Origin of the sequence: Pseudomonas rhodesiae, from assembly GCF_013285305.1 — a bacterium.
In the GTDB taxonomy this organism is placed as follows: Bacteria; Pseudomonadota; Gammaproteobacteria; order Pseudomonadales; family Pseudomonadaceae; genus Aquipseudomonas; species Aquipseudomonas rhodesiae.
Map to the genome: position 1 here is coordinate 824,304 of NZ_CP054205.1, position 17,842 is coordinate 842,145.

The following is a 17,842-nucleotide window of genomic DNA, read 5'->3' on the forward strand; positions in this document are numbered from 1 at the left end:
GCGGGTAAAACGCCTGGCGGGGTGATCCTTTCAGAAAACGGGTGTATGATGCGGCAGCCGGGAAATTCCCGGCTTTTTTGCGTCTGCATGTTTGATTCGGCAGGCGTGACAGGTTTTTCGAGGAAAGTGCCCGACGAGGCCGCTGGCAGGCCGTTCGTCACGTCGCTCTTGCGCGTGGTTTATGCAGGCGGCGGGCATTTTCTGCTTCACTCAAGGCTCGGCCGAGGGCTGGCCGCCCGGATCAAAGGGGAATGGCGTAATGGCAACGGTAGACCGCTGGCTGCTGCCAGATGGCATCGAAGAAGTACTGCCACCGGAAGCTGCGCGCATCGAAGTAGCGCGCCGCCAGGTGTTGGATCTGTTCCAGAGCTGGGGTTATGACTTTGTCGTAACCCCTCATATCGAGTACCTCGAATCCCTGCTGACCGGCGCGGGCCAGGACCTGGATCTGCGCACCTTCAAGGTTATCGATCCGCAGTCGGGTCGGCAGATGGGATTCCGTGCCGACATCACGCCGCAGGTGGCGCGCATCGACGCACACACCCTGCGTCGCGAAGGCCCGAACCGCCTGTGCTACGCCGGCAGCGTACTGCATGCGAAGCCCCGCGCCTTGTCGTCTTCCCGTAGCCCGATCCAACTGGGCGCCGAGCTGTACGGCGACGCCAGCCCGAGCAGCGACGTGGAAGTCATCAGTTTGATGCTGGCCATGCTGCAACTGGCTGACGTCCCGGATGTGCACATGGACCTGGGCCACGTCGGTATCTACCGCGGCTTGGCCCGTGCGGCCGGTTTGTCTGGTGAAGTGGAGCAACAGTTGTTCGATGCCTTGCAGCGCAAGGCCATCGATGAAGTCATCGCGCTGACTGAAGGTGTGCCCGCCGATCTGGCCCGCATGCTACGCGCGCTGGTGAACTTGTGTGGCGGCCGCGAAGTGCTTTCGGCTGCCCGTGAACAACTGGCGAGCGCGCCGGCGGCGGTTTTGGCGGCATTGGATGATGTGGTGGCCATTGCCGAGCAGTTGTCGGCACGTTTCCCGCAGTTGCCGCTGTATTTCGATTTGGGCGAGCTGCGCGGTTATCACTACCACACGGGTGTGGTGTTCGCGGTGTTTGTTCCGGGCGTTGGCCAGGCCATCGCCCAAGGCGGTCGTTATGACGATATCGGTGCCGACTTCGGTCGCGCGCGTCCGGCCACCGGCTTCTCCACCGATTTAAAAACCCTGGTGACCCTGGGGCGTGCTGAGGTCGAGCTGCCGTCTGGTGGCATCTGGATGCCCGACAGTACGGACGCAGCACTCTGGCAGCAGGTCTGCCAGTTGCGCAGTGAGGGTCAGCGTGTCGTCCAGGCATTGCCTGGGCAGCCATTGGCCGCCGCCCGTGAAGCGGACTGCGACCGGCAATTGATTCTGCAGAACGGGCTTTGGCAAGTATCGCCACTGGCTTCTTGAGTTTTCCTGCCGGCCATCGCCGGCACCAAGTTTGCGCGAATGAGGACAAGTGTTATGGGTAAGAATGTCGTAGTCCTGGGCACCCAATGGGGTGATGAGGGCAAAGGCAAGATCGTTGATCTGCTGACCGAACATGCTGCCGCCGTAGTGCGCTACCAAGGTGGTCACAACGCTGGCCACACCCTGGTCATCGATGGCGAAAAAACCGTTTTGCACCTGATCCCGTCGGGCGTGCTGCGCGAAGGTGTGCAGTGCCTGATCGGTAACGGCGTGGTGGTTGCACCGGACGCCCTGCTGCGGGAAATCACCAAGCTGGAAGAGAAAGGCGTACCGGTGCGCGAGCGCCTGCGTATCAGCCCGTCCTGCCCGCTGATCCTGTCGTTCCACGTCGCGCTGGACCAGGCCCGTGAAAAGGCCCGCGGCGAGCTGAAGATCGGCACCACCGGTCGTGGCATCGGCCCGGCCTACGAAGACAAGGTTGCACGTCGTGGCTTGCGTGTGGGCGACCTGCTCAACATGCCGCGCTTTGAAGACAAGCTGCGTGAACTGGTGGATTACCACAACTTCATGCTGGTCGGTTACTACAAAGAGCCGGCCATCGAGTTCGACAAGACCCTGGCCGAGTGCAAAGAATACGCTGAGCTGCTCAAGCCGTTGATGCTGGACGTGACGGCTGAGCTGCACGACCTGCGTCGCGCCGGCAAGGACATCATGTTCGAAGGTGCCCAAGGTTCGTTGCTGGACATCGACCACGGCACCTACCCGTACGTGACCAGCTCCAACACCACGGCTGGCGGCGTTGCCACCGGTTCGGGCGTGGGCCCAATGTTCCTGGATTACATCCTGGGCATCACCAAGGCGTACACCACGCGCGTCGGTTCGGGTCCATTCCCGACTGAGCTGTTCGACGAAGTAGGCGCGCACCTGGCCAAACAAGGCCATGAGTTCGGTGCAACCACCGGCCGTGCTCGCCGTTGTGGCTGGTTCGATGCCGTTATCCTGCGTCGCGCTATCGATGTGAACAGCATCTCGGGCATCTGCCTGACCAAGCTGGACGTACTCGATGGTCTGGAAACCATCAACATCTGCACCGGCTACAAAGATGCAAACGGTAACGACGTTGCGCCGACTGATGCCGACAGCTACGTAGGCCTGCAGCCTGTGTACGAAGAAGTGCCGGGTTGGACCGAGTCGACCGTGGGCGCCAAGTCCCTGGAAGAGCTGCCGGCCAATGCTCGTGCCTACATCAAACGCGTTGAAGAACTGATCGGCGCACCGATTGACATTATTTCGACGGGCCCTGACCGCAACGAAACCATCGTTCTGCGTCACCCGTTCGCTTAATAAGCTGTTGATCTAAAACGCAAAGGGCTCCTTCGGGAGCCCTTTGTCGTTTCTAACGAACAAACGGCACGACCCTTGCTGTATTTCCTTCTTTCGCGGTGCTATCAAATTAATGGCACCCGTGGTGGAGGGAATTTCCGATGTCTGCCGTTCTTTCATTGTTACAAAGCCGATTGCTGCGCCCGGTGTTCGTTACCCTGGGTATCGCCCTTTTGGTGCAAGTGCTGGTGGCCGTCGCGCTGACGCGGAGCACCGTCACGGCGTTGGAAGCCGATCTGGGCAGCCGCCTAGGCATCGACAGTCAAAAACTGTCGAACGAGCTGGCGCAAGCCGGGAAGGAAGTCACTTCCAGTCTCGACAGCCTGTCCTCCAGTACGCGTCAGCGCTTGACCAGCGGTTTGTCTTCGCGTTTGCAGGCAGAGCAGAAGCAACTGCGCGCAACCCTGGAAAAAGACCTGCAAGACTCCGCCAATGATATGGCGCAGCTGCTGGCTTCGGTGGCGCCGCGGGCCATGTGGGACAGCGATGTGCCGACTTTGTCCGAGTTTGCCCGGCGTGCTCAGCGCAATCCCAACGTGTTGTTCGTGGTCTACGACGACGCGACCGGTGAGCATTTGACGCGTTACCTGAACCGCGAAAACCCAATCAACAAAGCGCTGTTGGAAAAAGGCCAGGGTGATCGTGCCTTGGACAAAGTGCTCAATGCGGCCAAGACCGACCCGTCGGTTTACTACGTTGAGGCGTCCATCAGTCCGAATGGCGTGGAGATCGGCAAGGTGCTGATGGGGGTGTCCACCGCTTCGGTGGAAGCCGACCTGCAGGCGTTGGATAAGCGTTTTGCCGCCCTGATCGCCAGCGGCGACCAACTGGTGGGCGACAGCCTCAAGGGCGCGGCGGCTGACAGCGCGGCCGCCATGGGCGCCAAGTTGCAGTCGGCGCAGGCCACTGCCACCCAGATGACGGCCAATACCACCAATGCCGTGCAGGAAGCGGCCGGTACGCTGCGCTGGCGCATCGGCATGGGCCTGGCGTTGGTGGGGCTGGGGGTTCTGGTGCTGATTGCGGTGGTGCTCGGGCGCCGCGTGGTCAATCGTCTGAAGTTGCTGATCGCGGCCATGGATGATCTGGCGGCGGGCGAAGGTGACCTCACCAAGCGCGTGCAAATCAGCAGCAAAGACGAGATCGGCGACATGGCCTCGGCGGTTAATCGCTTTGTGGATAAGTTGCAACCGATCGTGCGTGAGGCGGGCGATGTGGCCCAGCGTACCGGGGTTGAGATCGGTGCGATGACCTTGCGTAATGCCGGTGCCGATGCGGCAGCCGGTTTGCAGCGTGATGAAGTGGCCGAAAGCCTGCGTGCCCTCTCGGAAATGGCCGACGAGGCTCAGGCCGAAAGCCAGGCTATGCAGGCTGCTTTGCAGCAGGTGGTGGATATCCGCCAGGCTACGGACCAGAACTCACGCACTTCGGCCGAAGTAGGTAGCTTGATTGAGGCATTGGCTGGGCAGGTCGAGGCGGGCGCGCAGGTTATCGAGCGTCTGGCGCAACAGAGCGAGCAGATCGAGGTGGTGTTGACGGTGATTCATGGCATTGCCGAGCAGACCAACCTGCTTGCGCTTAACGCGGCCATCGAGGCTGCGCGGGCCGGCGAGACCGGGCGCGGCTTTGCGGTGGTGGCGGATGAGGTGCGCGCCTTGGCGAGCAAGACTCAAAGCTCCACTGGGGATATCCAGGCGCATATCGTGGCGTTGCAGCAGGGCGCTCGCGAGGCAGTGGAAACCATTGGCAAGGCCGGTCGCCAAGCCAATGAGGGTTTGTTGGTGCTGCGCGATAGCGTGCGCTTGCAGCAGACGGTGCAGGCGTCGGTGGAGCAGGTGCACGCCGCGATTGGCCTGGCCACTCGTGCCGCTGAACATCAGGCTAAAGGCGCCCAAGCCGTGCGTGGACGGGTCGAGGTGATCCATGCCCAGGCCGAGCGTGCCGCTCAGGCAGTGGTGGAAACCACCGCCAGCGGCAAGGTGTTGGATGGGTTGGCTGCGCAGTTGAAGGCGAGTCTGGGTCAGTTTCGGGCTTAGCGTTGCCTGCCGTACAACCTGTGGGAGGGGGCTTGCCCCCGATAACGCTTTCAGCGACTCAAATACATCCGCGTCGTGAGCAAATAGACCGGCAGCCCCGACACCACGATCAACAGCGCCGCATAAGGCGCCGCCGCCGCGAATTCCACATTTGAGGTGTGCGCCCACACGGCTGTCGCTAACGTATTCAGCCCGGTCGGGCTGAGCAGCAGCGTCGCGGTCAGCTCTTTCATGGCATCGAGAAATACCAGTGCGAACGCTGCGCCCAATGCCGGAAAGATGATCGGCAGGGTTACCCGGCAAAACGCGCTGAATGACGATGCCCCCAGCGTGCGCGCGGCCTCTTCCAGTTGCGGTGCCGCCTTGTTCAGCGCGGTGCGGATCGGCGCCTGGGCCAGTGGCAGGAACAGCAGCGCATACGCGATCAGCAGCAACGCTGAAGTCTGGTACAGCACCGGCACATAGTGCAGGGCGAAGTACACCAGCGTCAGCGCAATCACCAGCCCAGGCAGGGCGTGCAGCAAGTAGGGCAAGCGTTCCGCCCAGATCGCCAATTGGCCCTTGTAGCGCACCACCAGCAGCCCGACCGGCACCGCGAGCACCAGGCACAGCGCCGCGCCGCCCAGCGACAGGGCCAAGGAGGAGAGCAGCGCCTCGCTGATTTCAGCCAGCGGAAACGCCGCCGACGAACCTACCGCCAACCAATAGCCGAGCATCCCCAGGGGAATGCCGCTGCCAATGATCGCCAGCGCCAGGCAATACACCTGGCCCAGCGGCGCCCACTTGCCAAGTTTGACCGGCTCGGCATGGCGCGCGGCGCCTTGGCCGATACGCACATGTCGACCTTTGCCACGCACGCGCAGCTCCAGCCACAGCAGGGTCAGGCACATCACCAGCAGCACCGCCGAGAGCATCGCGGCATTGGCGTTGCTGAATTCCAGTTCGAATTGCTGATAGATCGCGGTGGTAAACGTCTGTAGGCCGATGATCGACAGCGCACCGAACTCCACCAGCATATGCAATGCGATCAGCAGCGCCCCGGCCAGCAAGGACGGCCATAACAACGGCAGCGTGACGCGCAGGAATATGCCCCAGCGATTCAGCCCCAGGGTGCGCGCCGATTCTTCCAGTGACGGGTCGAGGTTACGCAACGTTGCCGCCACCGGCAGAAACACCAATGGGTATTTGGACAGGCTCATCACCAGAATCGCCCCGCCCAGCCCCTCGAAGTCGGCGCTCAGCGACACCCAGGTGAAACTGCTGACAAACGCCGGCACGGCAAATGGCAGGCACAGGATCACGCCCCAGATACGCCGCCCGCGCAGGTTGCTGCGTTCCAGCAGCCACGCCAGGGACAGGCCGATCACACCGCAGGTCAGCGTCACACCGACCATCAGCGCCAAGGTGTTGCGCAGCAATCCGAACACGTAAGGCCGCCACAGCAGGTGCACCGCTTGCGCCCAGCCCGCCTCCCAGGCCTTCAGCCCCACATAGGCCAGCGGCAACAGGCTCAAGCCAACCAGCAATAGCACGGGAATCAGCAGCCAGATCGAAGGGCGCTTGCGTCGAGGGCTGAATCCCCCGCCCATGGCGCGGAGCGATGGGTTCATCAGTTCAGGCCAACTTCACGTTCCAGCTCCAGGGCTTCTTCGGCGTTGCCCAGGTCGGCGGGGGTGACTTTTGGCGGTTGCAGTTCGTTGAACGGCTTGAGCCCGCGATTGGACTGCATACCTTTGCGTAGTGGGTATTCCGCCGAGGTGTTGGTGATTACGCGCTGGCCTTCTTCGCTGGCCATGAACGCCAGCAGCTGCTGCGCTTCCTTGGGATGCTTGCTCGACTTCAGCGCCGCAGCGGAGGACACGGTGATCAGGCCGCCGGCGTCGCCATCGGTGAAGTAATGCAGTTGGGAGTCGAGGTTGGTTTTTTCTTTCTTCAAGGCAAACCAGTAGTAGTTGTTCACCAGAACCGTGGCCACTTCGCCGTTTTCCACCGCCTTCAGTGCCACCATGTTGTTGCTGTACACCTTGCCGAACGCGCGCAGGCCGGTGAGCCATTCTTCGGCGGCTTCGCGGCCGTGCAGCTTGATGATTGCCACGGCTTGTTCCTGGAACGCGCCGCTGGTGGGGACAAAGCCGACTTTGCCTTGCCACTCGGGGCCGGCGAAATCCAGCACCGACTTGGGCAGGTCTTTCTCGGCGATCAACTTGGGGTTGAACGCCACGACGCGGGTGCGTGCGGTTACGCCCATCCAGTCGCCATTGCTGCCCACGTAGTCCTTGGGCAACACGTCCAGGGTGCTGGCGTCGATCTTGGCCAGCAGGCCTTGCTCGCCGAGCTTGTTCAGCGGTGGGGATTCTTCGGTGTAGATCACGTCGGCGGGAGAGCGCTCGCCCTCTTCCACGACCTGGCTGGCCAGCTGGTTGCTGCTGCCTTTGCGCACATTGACGTGGATGCCTGTCTTGGCTTCGAAGGCTTTGGCGAGTTCGTCGCCGACTTCTTTGTGTTGGCCGTTGTACAAGGTCAGGGAGACCTTGTCGGCGGAATAGGCAGTGGGGGAGAGCAGAGTCAGGCCGAGTAGAGTGATGGTCAGGCCACGCAGAAGGGATGTCTTGGGACGGGTATCGCGGATCATCATCCGGGGTTTTCCTCACTTGAGTGCAACAAATCATTGCAAGGATAAACGATAAAACTTCTCAAGTGCGGGTGAGGGGACAATTGCGGGAAAAGTTTTCAAGCCCCGGAAACGAAAAAACCCGCTTTCGCGGGTTTGATCTGAATATGGTGCCCAGGAGAAGACTCGAACTTCCACGACCGTAAGGTCACCAGCACCTGAAGCTGGCGTGTCTACCAATTTCACCACCTGGGCATTCTCAGCAGCGTTACCGCCGTTGATGGGGCGAACTATACGGTGGGCTTTTTGATCTGTAAACCCCTGATTCAAAAATATAAATCAAGTTTTTCGTTAGAAATCAAAGGCCTGTAACGCAAAAACCCGCTTTCGCGGGTTTTTGTGAGACTCAAGGCGAACCTCAAGTTTTGAATTGGTGCCCAGAAGAAGACTCGAACTTCCACGGCCTTGCGGCCACCAGCACCTGAAGCTGGCGTGTCTACCAATTTCACCATCTGGGCAGTATCTGCGACGTTGCCGGCGTCGATGGCGCGCACTATACGGAGCGATTTTTGACCTGTAAACCCCCGCCATGAAAAAACCCTGGAAAATTTCGCCAGTGGTCGTGCAAGGTGCCCGGCGAGGGCTTTAAAGGGCGTTTAAACGCTTGTTGATGCCTGAAATTTCCCGTTTCAATACGCGTATGCCAAACTAACCCGCATATAGACAAGGTGAAAACTCTCTAATGGCCGATTGGCAGTCCCTCGATCCCGAGGCCGCTCGTGAAGCGGAAAAATATGAAAACCCTATTCCTAGCCGCGAACTGATCCTGGCGCATCTCGCCGATCGGGGTTCGCCTGCTAGCCGCGAGCAATTGGTTGAAGAATTCGGTCTGACCACCGAAGACCAGCTCGAAGCCCTGCGCCGCCGCCTGCGCGCCATGGAGCGCGACGCTCAACTGATCTACACCCGCCGTGGCACCTACGCGCCTGTGGACAAGCTCGACCTGATCCTCGGTCGCATCGCCGGCCACCGTGACGGCTTCGGCTTCCTGATCCCGGACGACGGCAGCGATGACCTGTTCATGAGCCCTGCGCAGATGCGTCTGGTGTTCGACGGCGATCGTGCCTTGGCACGCGTTTCCGGCCTCGACCGTCGCGGTCGTCGCGAAGGCGTGATTGTCGAAGTGGTATCCCGTGGTCACGAGACCATCGTCGGCCGGTACTTCGAAGAGGGCGGTATTGGTTTTGTCGTTCCGGACAACCCCAAGGTGCAGCAGGAAGTGCTGATCACTCCAGGCCGCAACGCCAACGCCAAGGTCGGTCAGTTCGTCGAGGTGAAAATCACCCACTGGCCAACCCCGCGCTTCCAGCCTCAGGGCGATGTGATCGAAGTGGTCGGCAACTACATGGCGCCGGGCATGGAAATCGATGTCGCGCTGCGTACCTACGATATTCCTCACGTCTGGCCCGAAGCCGTGGTGAAGGAAGCGCGCAAGCTCAAGCCGGAAGTTGAAGAGAAGGACAAAGAGAAGCGCATCGACCTGCGCCATCTGCCGTTCGTGACCATCGACGGCGAAGATGCCCGCGACTTCGACGACGCGGTCTACTGCGAAGCCAAGCCGGGCAAGCTGCGCCTGTTCTCCGGCGGCTGGAAGTTGTACGTGGCGATCGCCGACGTTTCCAGCTACGTGAAGATCGGCTCGGCCCTGGATAACGAGGCCCAGGTGCGCGGTAACTCCGTGTACTTCCCTGAGCGCGTGATTCCGATGCTGCCGGAGGAATTGTCCAACGGCCTGTGCTCGCTGAATCCGAAAGTCGACCGTTTGGCCATGGTGTGCGAGATGACCATCTCGAAAACCGGCGAAATGACCGACTATCAGTTCTACGAAGCCGTGATCCATTCCCAGGCCCGCCTGACCTACAACAAGGTCAGCACTATCCTGGAAACGCCGAAATCCAGCGAAGCCAAGGCACTGCGTACCGAGTATGCGGGTGTAGTGCCGCACCTCAAGCAGCTGTATGCGCTGTACAAGGTGCTGCTGGGCGCGCGTCATGTGCGTGGCGCCATCGACTTTGAAACCCAGGAAACCCGGATTATTTTCGGTTCCGAGCGCAAGATTGCGGCGATCACACCCACGACCCGCAATGATGCACATAAGCTGATCGAAGAGTGCATGCTGGCGGCCAACGTGGCCACGGCTGAGTTCCTCAAGAAGCATGAGATCCCTGCGCTGTACCGTGTGCATGACGGCCCACCGCCGGAGCGTCTGGAGAAACTACGCGCTTTCCTCGGCGAGCTTGGGCTGTCCCTGCACAAAGGCAAGGAAGGCCCGACGCCGAAGGATTATCAGGCACTGCTGGCGAGCATCAAGGACCGTCCGGATTACCATGTGATCCAGACCGTGATGCTGCGCTCCCTGAGCCAGGCGGTGTACAGCGCCGACAACCAAGGCCACTTCGGCCTGAATTACGAGGCGTACACGCACTTCACTTCGCCGATCCGTCGTTACCCGGACCTGCTCACGCACCGCGCGATCCGCAGTGTGATCCATTCCAAGATGAACACCCCGCACGTCAAGCGCGCCGGTGCCATGACCATTCCGAAGGCGCGGATCTATCCGTACGACGAAGCGGCTCTGGAGCAGTTGGGCGAGCAGTGCTCCATGAGCGAGCGCCGCGCCGACGAAGCCACGCGCGATGTGGTGAACTGGCTCAAGTGTGAGTTCATGAAAGACCGCGTGGGCGAGTCCTTCCCGGGCGTGATCACTGCCGTAACCGGTTTTGGTCTGTTCGTCGAGCTGACCGATATCTACGTCGAGGGCCTGGTGCACGTCACCGCCTTGCCAGGCGACTACTACCACTTCGACCCTGTGCATCACCGTCTGGCGGGCGAGCGCACCGGTCGCAGCTTCCGTTTGGGCGACACGGTGGAAGTGCAGGTCATGCGCGTCGATCTCGACGAGCGCAAGATCGACTTCGGTATGCCTGATAAACCGGTCGAGCCGACTGGCCGTAAAAAACGTGGCGGCGATACCGCTGCGCCAGTTAGCAAGGGCAAAGGTACGGCTGCCAAGACGGCTGAACCTGAGCCGGCTAAAGCCGCTCGCCGTTCGTCCGCCAAAGACAAAGCTCCCGATGCCTATCGCCCAAGCGACGCGGCGGCGAAAAACGCCGAGCTGCGCAAGAGTCGCGAGTTGAAGCAGCAGTTGCTCAACGAAGCCAAAAGTGGTGGTAAAGCGGCGTCTGGGGGAAAGTCCCACGGAGCGGAAAAACCGTCGAGCAAACCGAGTAAACATCGTAAAGGCCCGCCGAAAGCGGGTTCGGCTCCCGCGAAAAGCGGCGGGTCGCGCAAACCTAAGGCCAAGTCATGAGTCTGGAAAAAATCTACGGCGTACACGCCGTAGAAGCCCTGCTGCGTCACCATCCCAAGCGCGTCAAGCAGGTATGGCTGGCGGAAGGTCGCAGCGAGCCGCGCGTGCAGGCGCTGGTCGAGTTGGCCAATGAAAACCGTGTTGCCATCGGCCAGGCCGAACGCCGTGAGATGGATGCCTGGGTCGAGGGTGTTCATCAGGGTGTCGTGGCTGATGTCAGCCCAAGCCAGGTGTGGGGCGAGGCCATGCTCGATGAGCTGCTCGACCGTACCGAGGGCTCGCCGCTGTTGCTGGTGCTGGACGGCGTGACCGATCCGCACAACCTCGGCGCCTGTCTGCGTTCGGCGGATGCTGCCGGCGCGCTGGCGGTGATTGTGCCTAAAGACAAGTCCGCCACCCTGACGCCGGTAGTGCGTAAAGTCGCCTGCGGCGCGGCGGAAGTGATTCCGCTGGTGGCCGTGACCAACCTGGCGCGCACCCTGGAGAAACTCCAGCAACGCGGTTTGTGGGTTGTGGGCACGGCGGGCGAGGCCGAGGTCAGCATTTATGACCAAGACCTCACCGGCCCGACCATTCTGATCATGGGTGCCGAAGGCAAAGGTATGCGCCGCCTGACCCGCGAGCACTGCGATTACCTGGTGCATTTGCCGATGGCCGGTAGCGTCAGCAGTCTCAACGTTTCGGTCGCGACCGGCGTGTGCTTGTTTGAAGCCCAGCGTCAGCGTGGGGCCAAAAAGGCGGTCGCTTCGCGTAAGTCCTAAGCTTCAAGCTGCAAGTTAACAGCACGGTGGTTGACCGCTTGTAGCTTGTAGCTTGCAGCTTCCCCCCTGCTCCTCTACTATTGCGCCCCTTGCCTTCCTGGCAGGCATCGATGTGCCTCCCTGCGGCAAGATCCATAAGTGTCATTCACTCCTTGTCTGACCGTTTTTGAGCGGCAGGCTACAACCCGTAAGGAGCATTCATGCGTCATTACGAAATCATCTTTTTGGTCCACCCGGATCAAAGCGAGCAAGTCGGCGGCATGGTTGAGCGTTACACCAAGCTGATCGAAGAAGACGGCGGCAAAATCCACCGTCTGGAAGATTGGGGCCGTCGTCAACTGGCCTACGCAATCAACAATGTTCACAAGGCTCACTACGTGATGCTGAACGTTGAGTGCACTGGCAAGGCCCTGGCCGAGCTGGAAGACAACTTCCGCTACAACGATGCAGTGATCCGTAACCTGGTCATCCGTCGCGAAGAAGCCGTTACCGGCCAATCCGAGATGCTCAAGGCTGAAGAAAACCGCAGTGAGCGCCGTGAGCGTCGCGACCGTCCTGAGCACGAAGGCGCTGATAGCGCTGATAGTGATGACAGCGACAACAGCGATAACGCTGACGAGTAATCCACGGACCTTTTAAGGAGCCTATCAAATGGCACGTTTCTTCCGTCGTCGTAAATTCTGCCGCTTCACCGCTGAAGACGTGAAAGAGATCGATTACAAAGATCTCAACACTCTGAAAGCCTACGTATCCGAGACCGGCAAAATCGTTCCAAGCCGTATCACCGGTACCAAAGCACGTTATCAGCGTCAGCTGGCCACCGCTATCAAGCGCGCCCGCTTCCTGGCCCTGCTGGCCTACACCGACAGCCACGGCCGCTGAGACCGGGCAGTCGACAAGTAGTAAGGGATTGAATGCATGCGCGCCTTAGCTGAGTTCATCATGCGCGGTCGTATGCAGGCCACTCTGGTAGTGGCTGGCTGTGCGGCGTTGCCGTTGCTTTATTGGTTGGGTGCTGCCGCGGGTTGCCTTGTGCTGCTGCGGCGCGGTTTGAAGGACGCCGTTGGCGTTCTTGCCCTGGGTTTGTTGCCGGCCTTGATCTGGTGGCTGCAAATGGGTGATCCACGAGTGCTTCTGGTACTGCTGGGGTCATCGAGCCTTGCGTTGGTTTTGCGCGCAAGCGAGTCCTGGGTCCGCACGCTGCTGGTCAGCGTGGCATTGGGGTTGGTGTACTCAGTGATGCTTGGCGCGGCTTTCCGCCCGCAAATCGAGGCGCTGGCGCAGGAGATCGTCAAGATCCTGCCGCTGGCCCTCGGGGATCTCTACCAGCAATTGTCGGTAGATGAGCGAGCGCGGTTTGCGTCACTGATTGCGCCGGTCCTGACCGGCCTGATTGCGGCATTGTTGCAGGTCGTCAGCGTGCTGAGCCTGATTCTTGGGCGTTATTGGCAGGCGTTGTTGTACAACCCGGGTGGTTTTGGTCGCGAGTTTCGCAGTATCAGAATCCCCGCGGGACCGGCGATGTTGCTGCTGGCGTGCATGGTTGTCGGACCGAACTTCGGTCCACAGATGGCCTTGTTGGCGCCGATTTGCAGTGTACCGCTGGTGTTTGCCGGGCTGGCCCTGATCCATGGGCTCGCCGCGCAGAAGCGCCTGGCCAAGTTTTGGCTGGTGGGGTTGTACGTGACGCTGTTGCTGTTCATGCAGCTGATCTATCCGTTACTCGTGGTTCTGGCCATTGTCGACGGCCTGATTGATTTTCGCGGTCGTCTGGCGCCGAAAGACGCCGATAACGCGAACGGTGAAGGTTAAAAGTTAGAGGATTTTCACATGCAACTGATCCTTCTGGAAAAAGTCGCCAACCTGGGCAACCTGGGCGACAAAGTGAACGTTAAGGCCGGCTACGGTCGTAACTACCTGCTGCCATACGGCAAAGCCACCGCTGCAACCGCTGCCAACCTGGCTGCGTTTGAAGAGCGTCGCGCTGAGCTGGAAAAAGCCGCAGCAGACAAAAAAGCATCGGCCGAAACTCGCGCTGCCCAACTGGCTGAGCTGGAAGTGACTATCACTGCCACCGCCGGTGACGAAGGCAAGCTGTTCGGTTCGATCGGCACCCACGACATCGCTGATGCACTGACCGCCTCCGGCGTTGAAGTGCAGAAGAGCGAAGTTCGTCTGCCGAACGGCACCATCCGCAACGTAGGTGAATTCGACGTAGCCGTGCACCTGCACGCCGAAGTTGAAGCCACCGTACGCGTTGTTGTGGTAGCTGCTTAAGGCTGTACCTAACTGACTGGCACCTCGCGTGTCAGCCAGTTAACATCGGGCACGATCCTGTTTACAGGTCGTGCCTTTTGTTTTTCTACACACCCCAAATTCCAAGTGGCCATGAACGATATTTCCGCTCCTGAGCAATACGATCTGCAAACCGCTGCCCTGAAGGTGCCGCCGCATTCCATCGAGGCCGAACAGGCCGTGCTCGGTGGCTTGATGCTGGACAACAACGCCTGGGAACGCGTGCTGGATCAAGTCTCGGACGGGGACTTCTATCGTCATGACCATCGCCTGATTTTCCGCGCCATCGCCAAGCTGGCCGACCAGAACTCCCCGATCGACGTGGTGACCCTGGCCGAGCAACTCGATAAAGAGGGCCAGACCTCCCAGGTCGGCGGCCTCGGTTACCTGGGCGAGTTGGCGAAAAACACGCCGTCCGTCGCCAACATCAAGGCCTATGCCCAGATCGTGCGTCAGCGCGCCACGCTGCGTCAGTTGATCGGCATCAGCACTGAAATCGCCGACAGCGCCTTCAACCCCGAAGGCCGCACCGCAGAAGAAATCCTCGATGAAGCCGAGCGCCAGATCTTCCAGATCGCCGAAGCCCGGCCGAAAACAGGCGGCCCGGTAGGCGTCAACGAGCTGTTAACCAAAGCCATTGATCGGATCGACACCTTGTTCAACACCGATGCGGCCATTACCGGTATTTCCACCGGCTACACCGACCTCGACGAGAAGACCAGCGGCCTGCAGCCGGCCGACTTGATCATCGTGGCCGGCCGTCCGTCGATGGGTAAAACCACCTTCGCGATGAACCTGGTGGAAAACGCCGTGTTGCGCAGCGACAAGACCGTGCTGGTGTACTCCCTCGAGATGCCAGGCGAATCGCTGATCATGCGTATGCTGTCGTCCCTGGGCCGCATCGACCAGACCAAAGTGCGTTCCGGTCAGTTGGAAGACGACGACTGGCCGCGCCTGACCTCGGCGGTCAACCTGCTCAACGACCGCAAATTGTTTATCGATGACACGGCGGGCATCAGCCCTTCGGAGATGCGTGCGCGTACCCGTCGTTTGGTGCGTGAGCACGGCGACATCGCCTTGATCATGATCGACTACCTGCAGCTGATGCAGATCCCGGGCTCCAGCGGCGATAACCGCACCAACGAAATTTCCGAGATCTCCCGTTCCTTGAAAGCCTTGGCCAAGGAATTCAACTGCCCGGTGGTGGCACTGTCCCAGCTCAACCGTTCCTTGGAACAGCGCCCCAATAAACGCCCGGTGAACTCCGACTTGCGGGAATCGGGTGCGATCGAGCAGGACGCCGACGTGATCATGTTCGTATACCGCGACGAGGTGTATCACCCGGAGACCGAGCATAAAGGCATCGCCGAGATCATCATCGGCAAGCAGCGGAACGGGCCGATCGGCTTTATCCGCCTGGCGTTTATCGGCAAGTACACGCGCTTCGAAAACCTGGCGCCGGGCAGCTACAACTTCGACGACGACGAATAAAGCCTTCTGCTCAATTCCGACCATTACCGTCGGAATTGGTCATATTTTGTGCTATATTCCGCGCCCGCGATTTTTCATCTCAACACCGGTCACCGTCATGCAAACAGCCAAGCCGTTATTTGACTATCCCAAGTACTGGGCCGAATGTTTCGGCCCTGCGCCATTCCTGCCGATGAGCAGGGAGGAGATGGATCAGCTTGGCTGGGATTCCTGCGACATCATCATCGTCACCGGTGATGCGTACGTTGACCATCCGTCGTTCGGCATGGCGATCATCGGCCGGCTGCTGGAGTCCCAGGGCTTCCGCGTCGGGATCATTGCGCAACCGAACTGGCAGTCCAAAGACGACTTCATGAAGCTCGGCGAGCCGAACCTGTTCTTCGGTGTCGCGGCCGGCAACATGGACTCCATGATCAACCGTTACACCGCCGACAAGAAAATCCGCTCCGACGACGCCTACACCCCTGGCGGCATGGCCGGCAAGCGCCCGGACCGCGCCAGCCTGGTGTACAGCCAGCGTTGCAAGGAAGCCTACAAGAATGTGCCGATCGTGCTCGGCGGCATCGAAGCTTCCCTGCGCCGCATCGCCCACTACGACTACTGGCAGGATCGCGTGCGCAACTCGATCCTGATCGACGCCACCGCCGATATCCTGCTGTACGGTAACGCCGAGCGGGCCATCGTCGAGGTGGCCCAGCGCCTGTCCTGGGGCCACAAGATCGAAGACATCACCGATGTGCGCGGCACCGCGTTTATCCGCCGTGACACGCCGGCGGGCTGGTACGAAGTGGACTCCACCCGCATCGACCGTCCGGGCAAGATCGACAAGATCATCAACCCGTACGTGAACACCCAGGACACCCAGGCCTGCGCCATCGAGCAGGAGAAAGGCCCGGTCGACGACCCGGAAGAAGCCAAGGTCGTGCAGATCCTGGCCAGCCCCAAGATGACCCGCGACAAAACCGTGATCCGCCTGCCGTCGGTGGAAAAAGTGCGCAATGACGCGGTGCTCTATGCCCACGCCAACCGCGTGCTGCACCTGGAAACCAACCCAGGCAACGCCCGCGCCCTGGTGCAAAAGCACGGTGAAGTGGACGTGTGGTTCAACCCGCCGCCCATTCCGATGACCACCGAGGAAATGGACTACGTGTTCGGCATGCCTTACGCACGCGTCCCGCACCCGGCGTACGGCAAGGAGAAGATCCCGGCCTACGACATGATTCGCTTCTCGGTGAACATCATGCGTGGCTGTTTCGGTGGCTGCACCTTCTGCTCGATCACCGAGCACGAAGGCCGCATCATCCAGAACCGTTCCGAAGAGTCGATCATTCGCGAGATCGAAGAGATCCGTGACAAAGTCCCAGGCTTCACCGGGGTGATCTCCGACCTCGGCGGCCCGACCGCGAACATGTACCGTATCGCCTGCAAGAGCCCGGAAATCGAATCCGCGTGCCGCAAGCCATCGTGCGTGTTCCCTGGCATCTGCCCGAACCTGAACACCGACCATTCGTCGTTGATTCAGCTGTACCGCAGCGCCCGTGCATTGCCGGGAGTGAAGAAGATCCTGATCGCCTCCGGTCTGCGCTACGACCTCGCCGTGGAATCGCCGGAATACGTGAAAGAGTTGGTGACTCACCACGTCGGTGGTTACCTGAAGATCGCCCCGGAACATACCGAGGAAGGTCCGCTTAACCAGATGATGAAACCGGGCATCGGCAGCTATGACAAGTTCAAGCGCATGTTCGAGAAGTACACCAAGGAAGCGGGCAAGGAACAGTACCTGATCCCGTACTTCATCGCCGCTCACCCCGGTACCACCGATGAAGACATGATGAACCTGGCGCTGTGGCTCAAGGGCAACGGTTTCCGCGCCGACCAGGTGCAGGCGTTCTACCCGTCGCCGATGGCCACCGCCACCGCGATGTATCACTCGGGCAAGAACCCGCTGCGCAAGGTCACTTACAAGAGTGACGCAGTAACCATCGTCAAGAGCGAGGAGCAGCGCCGTCTGCACAAGGCTTTCCTGCGCTACCACGACCCGAAAGGCTGGCCGATGCTGCGCGAAGCGCTGACCCGCATGGGCCGCGCCGACCTGATCGGGCCGGGCAAGGACCAACTGATCCCGCTGCATCAGCCGAGCACCGACAGCTACCAGAGCGCCCGTCGCAAGAACTCGACGCCGGCCGGTAGCCACAAGGTCGCCAAGCAGACCACCACCAAGATCCTCACCCAGCACACCGGCCTGCCACCTCGTGGCAGCGACGGCAGCAACCCGTGGGACAAGCGTGAACAAGCCAAGGCCGCGGCCCAGGCGCGTAACAAGCAGGCGGCTAAGGAACGTAGCGATGCGGCCAAGGGCAAGGGCGGCAAGCCAGCCCGTAAGCCTGTGGTGCCGCGTTGATCATCGCTTGAAAATGCAAAACGCCAGCCTTGTGCTGGCGTTTTGCT

Annotated in this window: 13 protein-coding genes, 2 tRNA genes and 1 pseudogene; 12 read left to right on the plus strand and 4 right to left on the minus strand. The window is 60.5% G+C overall.

Features of this window, described 5'->3' with window-relative positions:
• Positions 1–259 precede the first annotated feature (259 nt).
• The 4 genes and pseudogenes from HRH33_RS03520 (at position 260) to HRH33_RS26610 (ending at position 4,866) form a co-directional block, all read left to right on the plus strand.
• Positions 260–1,447, plus strand: a complete 1,188-nt coding sequence (locus tag HRH33_RS03520; protein ID WP_034136657.1) for an ATP phosphoribosyltransferase regulatory subunit — start codon at positions 260–262, stop codon at positions 1,445–1,447.
• Between the two features lie 54 nt (positions 1,448–1,501).
• Positions 1,502–2,791 (plus strand): adenylosuccinate synthase, encoded by a 1,290-nt coding sequence (locus HRH33_RS03525; RefSeq protein ID WP_034095609.1) that lies wholly within the window; start codon positions 1,502–1,504, stop codon positions 2,789–2,791.
• Positions 2,792–3,906: 1,115 nt separating this feature from the next.
• Positions 3,907–3,960: pseudogene (locus tag HRH33_RS26605) on the plus strand (hypothetical protein); the annotation flags it as partial.
• A 201-nt stretch (positions 3,961–4,161) separates the two neighbouring features.
• On the plus strand, positions 4,162–4,866 hold the full coding sequence (locus HRH33_RS26610; RefSeq protein WP_371918512.1) for a methyl-accepting chemotaxis protein: 705 nt from the start codon (positions 4,162–4,164) through the stop codon (positions 4,864–4,866).
• A gap of 50 nt (positions 4,867–4,916) precedes the next feature.
• Here HRH33_RS26610 and HRH33_RS03535 read toward each other — a convergent pair whose 3' ends face one another.
• From HRH33_RS03535 to HRH33_RS03550, 4 genes are all read right to left on the minus strand, one after another.
• A complete protein-coding gene (locus HRH33_RS03535; protein ID WP_123479549.1) occupies positions 4,917–6,476 on the minus strand; it encodes an ABC transporter permease in 1,560 nt (519 codons plus the stop codon).
• Positions 6,476–7,501: an extracellular solute-binding protein gene (locus tag HRH33_RS03540; protein WP_034111524.1), complete on the minus strand. Its 1,026-nt coding sequence runs from the start codon at positions 7,499–7,501 to the stop codon at positions 6,476–6,478. Before HRH33_RS03540 ends, HRH33_RS03535 begins: the two co-directional genes overlap by 1 nt.
• A gap of 144 nt (positions 7,502–7,645) precedes the next feature.
• Positions 7,646–7,732 (minus strand) — tRNA-Leu (locus tag HRH33_RS03545).
• Between the two features lie 176 nt (positions 7,733–7,908).
• A tRNA-Leu gene (locus HRH33_RS03550) sits at positions 7,909–7,995 on the minus strand.
• 224 nt (positions 7,996–8,219) lie between these two features.
• On the opposite strand from HRH33_RS03550, the gene rnr reads away from it, so the two are divergent.
• The 8 genes from rnr to HRH33_RS03590 all read left to right on the plus strand — a co-directional run bounded on the left by rnr (position 8,220) and on the right by HRH33_RS03590 (position 17,795).
• The gene (gene rnr / locus HRH33_RS03555) at positions 8,220–10,847 is read left to right on the plus strand and encodes a ribonuclease R (protein WP_167416801.1); all 2,628 of its coding nucleotides are present in this window, start codon (positions 8,220–8,222) and stop codon (positions 10,845–10,847) included.
• Positions 10,844–11,608: a 23S rRNA (guanosine(2251)-2'-O)-methyltransferase RlmB gene (gene rlmB / locus HRH33_RS03560; RefSeq protein WP_034136661.1), complete on the plus strand. Its 765-nt coding sequence runs from the start codon at positions 10,844–10,846 to the stop codon at positions 11,606–11,608. Before rnr ends, rlmB begins: the two co-directional genes overlap by 4 nt.
• 200 nt (positions 11,609–11,808) lie before the next feature.
• Positions 11,809–12,231, plus strand: a complete 423-nt coding sequence (gene rpsF, locus HRH33_RS03565) for a 30S ribosomal protein S6 (RefSeq protein ID WP_003236224.1) — start codon at positions 11,809–11,811, stop codon at positions 12,229–12,231.
• Positions 12,232–12,259: 28 nt separating this feature from the next.
• Positions 12,260–12,490 (plus strand): 30S ribosomal protein S18, encoded by a 231-nt coding sequence (rpsR, locus tag HRH33_RS03570; protein ID WP_002551829.1) that lies wholly within the window; start codon positions 12,260–12,262, stop codon positions 12,488–12,490.
• Positions 12,491–12,526: 36 nt separating this feature from the next.
• Positions 12,527–13,420, plus strand: coding sequence for a YybS family protein (locus HRH33_RS03575; protein WP_034095615.1), 894 nt, complete (start codon positions 12,527–12,529; stop codon positions 13,418–13,420).
• A gap of 18 nt (positions 13,421–13,438) precedes the next feature.
• On the plus strand, positions 13,439–13,885 hold the full coding sequence (gene rplI / locus HRH33_RS03580; RefSeq protein WP_003171376.1) for a 50S ribosomal protein L9: 447 nt from the start codon (positions 13,439–13,441) through the stop codon (positions 13,883–13,885).
• A gap of 111 nt (positions 13,886–13,996) precedes the next feature.
• Positions 13,997–15,394: a replicative DNA helicase gene (gene dnaB, locus HRH33_RS03585; protein ID WP_034095616.1), complete on the plus strand. Its 1,398-nt coding sequence runs from the start codon at positions 13,997–13,999 to the stop codon at positions 15,392–15,394.
• A gap of 97 nt (positions 15,395–15,491) precedes the next feature.
• The gene (locus HRH33_RS03590) at positions 15,492–17,795 is read left to right on the plus strand and encodes a YgiQ family radical SAM protein (RefSeq protein WP_047881402.1); all 2,304 of its coding nucleotides are present in this window, start codon (positions 15,492–15,494) and stop codon (positions 17,793–17,795) included.
• The last annotated feature ends 47 nt before the right edge of the window (positions 17,796–17,842 follow it).

Bases quoted from the DNA above. Each gene is read 5' to 3' on its own strand.
- HRH33_RS03520 (WP_034136657.1), top strand. From the start codon at position 260: ATGGCAACGGTAGACCGCTGGCTGCTGCCAGATGGCATCGAAGAAGTA.
- HRH33_RS03525 (WP_034095609.1), top strand. From the start codon at position 1,502: ATGGGTAAGAATGTCGTAGTCCTGGGCACCCAATGGGGTGATGAGGGC.
- HRH33_RS03590 (WP_047881402.1), top strand. From the start codon at position 15,492: ATGCAAACAGCCAAGCCGTTATTTGACTATCCCAAGTACTGGGCCGAA.
- rpsF (WP_003236224.1), top strand. From the start codon at position 11,809: ATGCGTCATTACGAAATCATCTTTTTGGTCCACCCGGATCAAAGCGAG.
- rplI (WP_003171376.1), top strand. From the start codon at position 13,439: ATGCAACTGATCCTTCTGGAAAAAGTCGCCAACCTGGGCAACCTGGGC.
- rnr (WP_167416801.1), top strand. From the start codon at position 8,220: ATGGCCGATTGGCAGTCCCTCGATCCCGAGGCCGCTCGTGAAGCGGAA.
- rlmB (WP_034136661.1), top strand. From the start codon at position 10,844: ATGAGTCTGGAAAAAATCTACGGCGTACACGCCGTAGAAGCCCTGCTG.
- rpsR (WP_002551829.1), top strand. From the start codon at position 12,260: ATGGCACGTTTCTTCCGTCGTCGTAAATTCTGCCGCTTCACCGCTGAA.
- HRH33_RS03540 (WP_034111524.1), bottom strand. From the start codon at position 7,501: ATGATGATCCGCGATACCCGTCCCAAGACATCCCTTCTGCGTGGCCTG.
- HRH33_RS26610 (WP_371918512.1), top strand. From the start codon at position 4,162: ATGGCCGACGAGGCTCAGGCCGAAAGCCAGGCTATGCAGGCTGCTTTG.
- HRH33_RS03575 (WP_034095615.1), top strand. From the start codon at position 12,527: ATGCGCGCCTTAGCTGAGTTCATCATGCGCGGTCGTATGCAGGCCACT.
- dnaB (WP_034095616.1), top strand. From the start codon at position 13,997: ATGAACGATATTTCCGCTCCTGAGCAATACGATCTGCAAACCGCTGCC.
- HRH33_RS03535 (WP_123479549.1), bottom strand. From the start codon at position 6,476: ATGAACCCATCGCTCCGCGCCATGGGCGGGGGATTCAGCCCTCGACGC.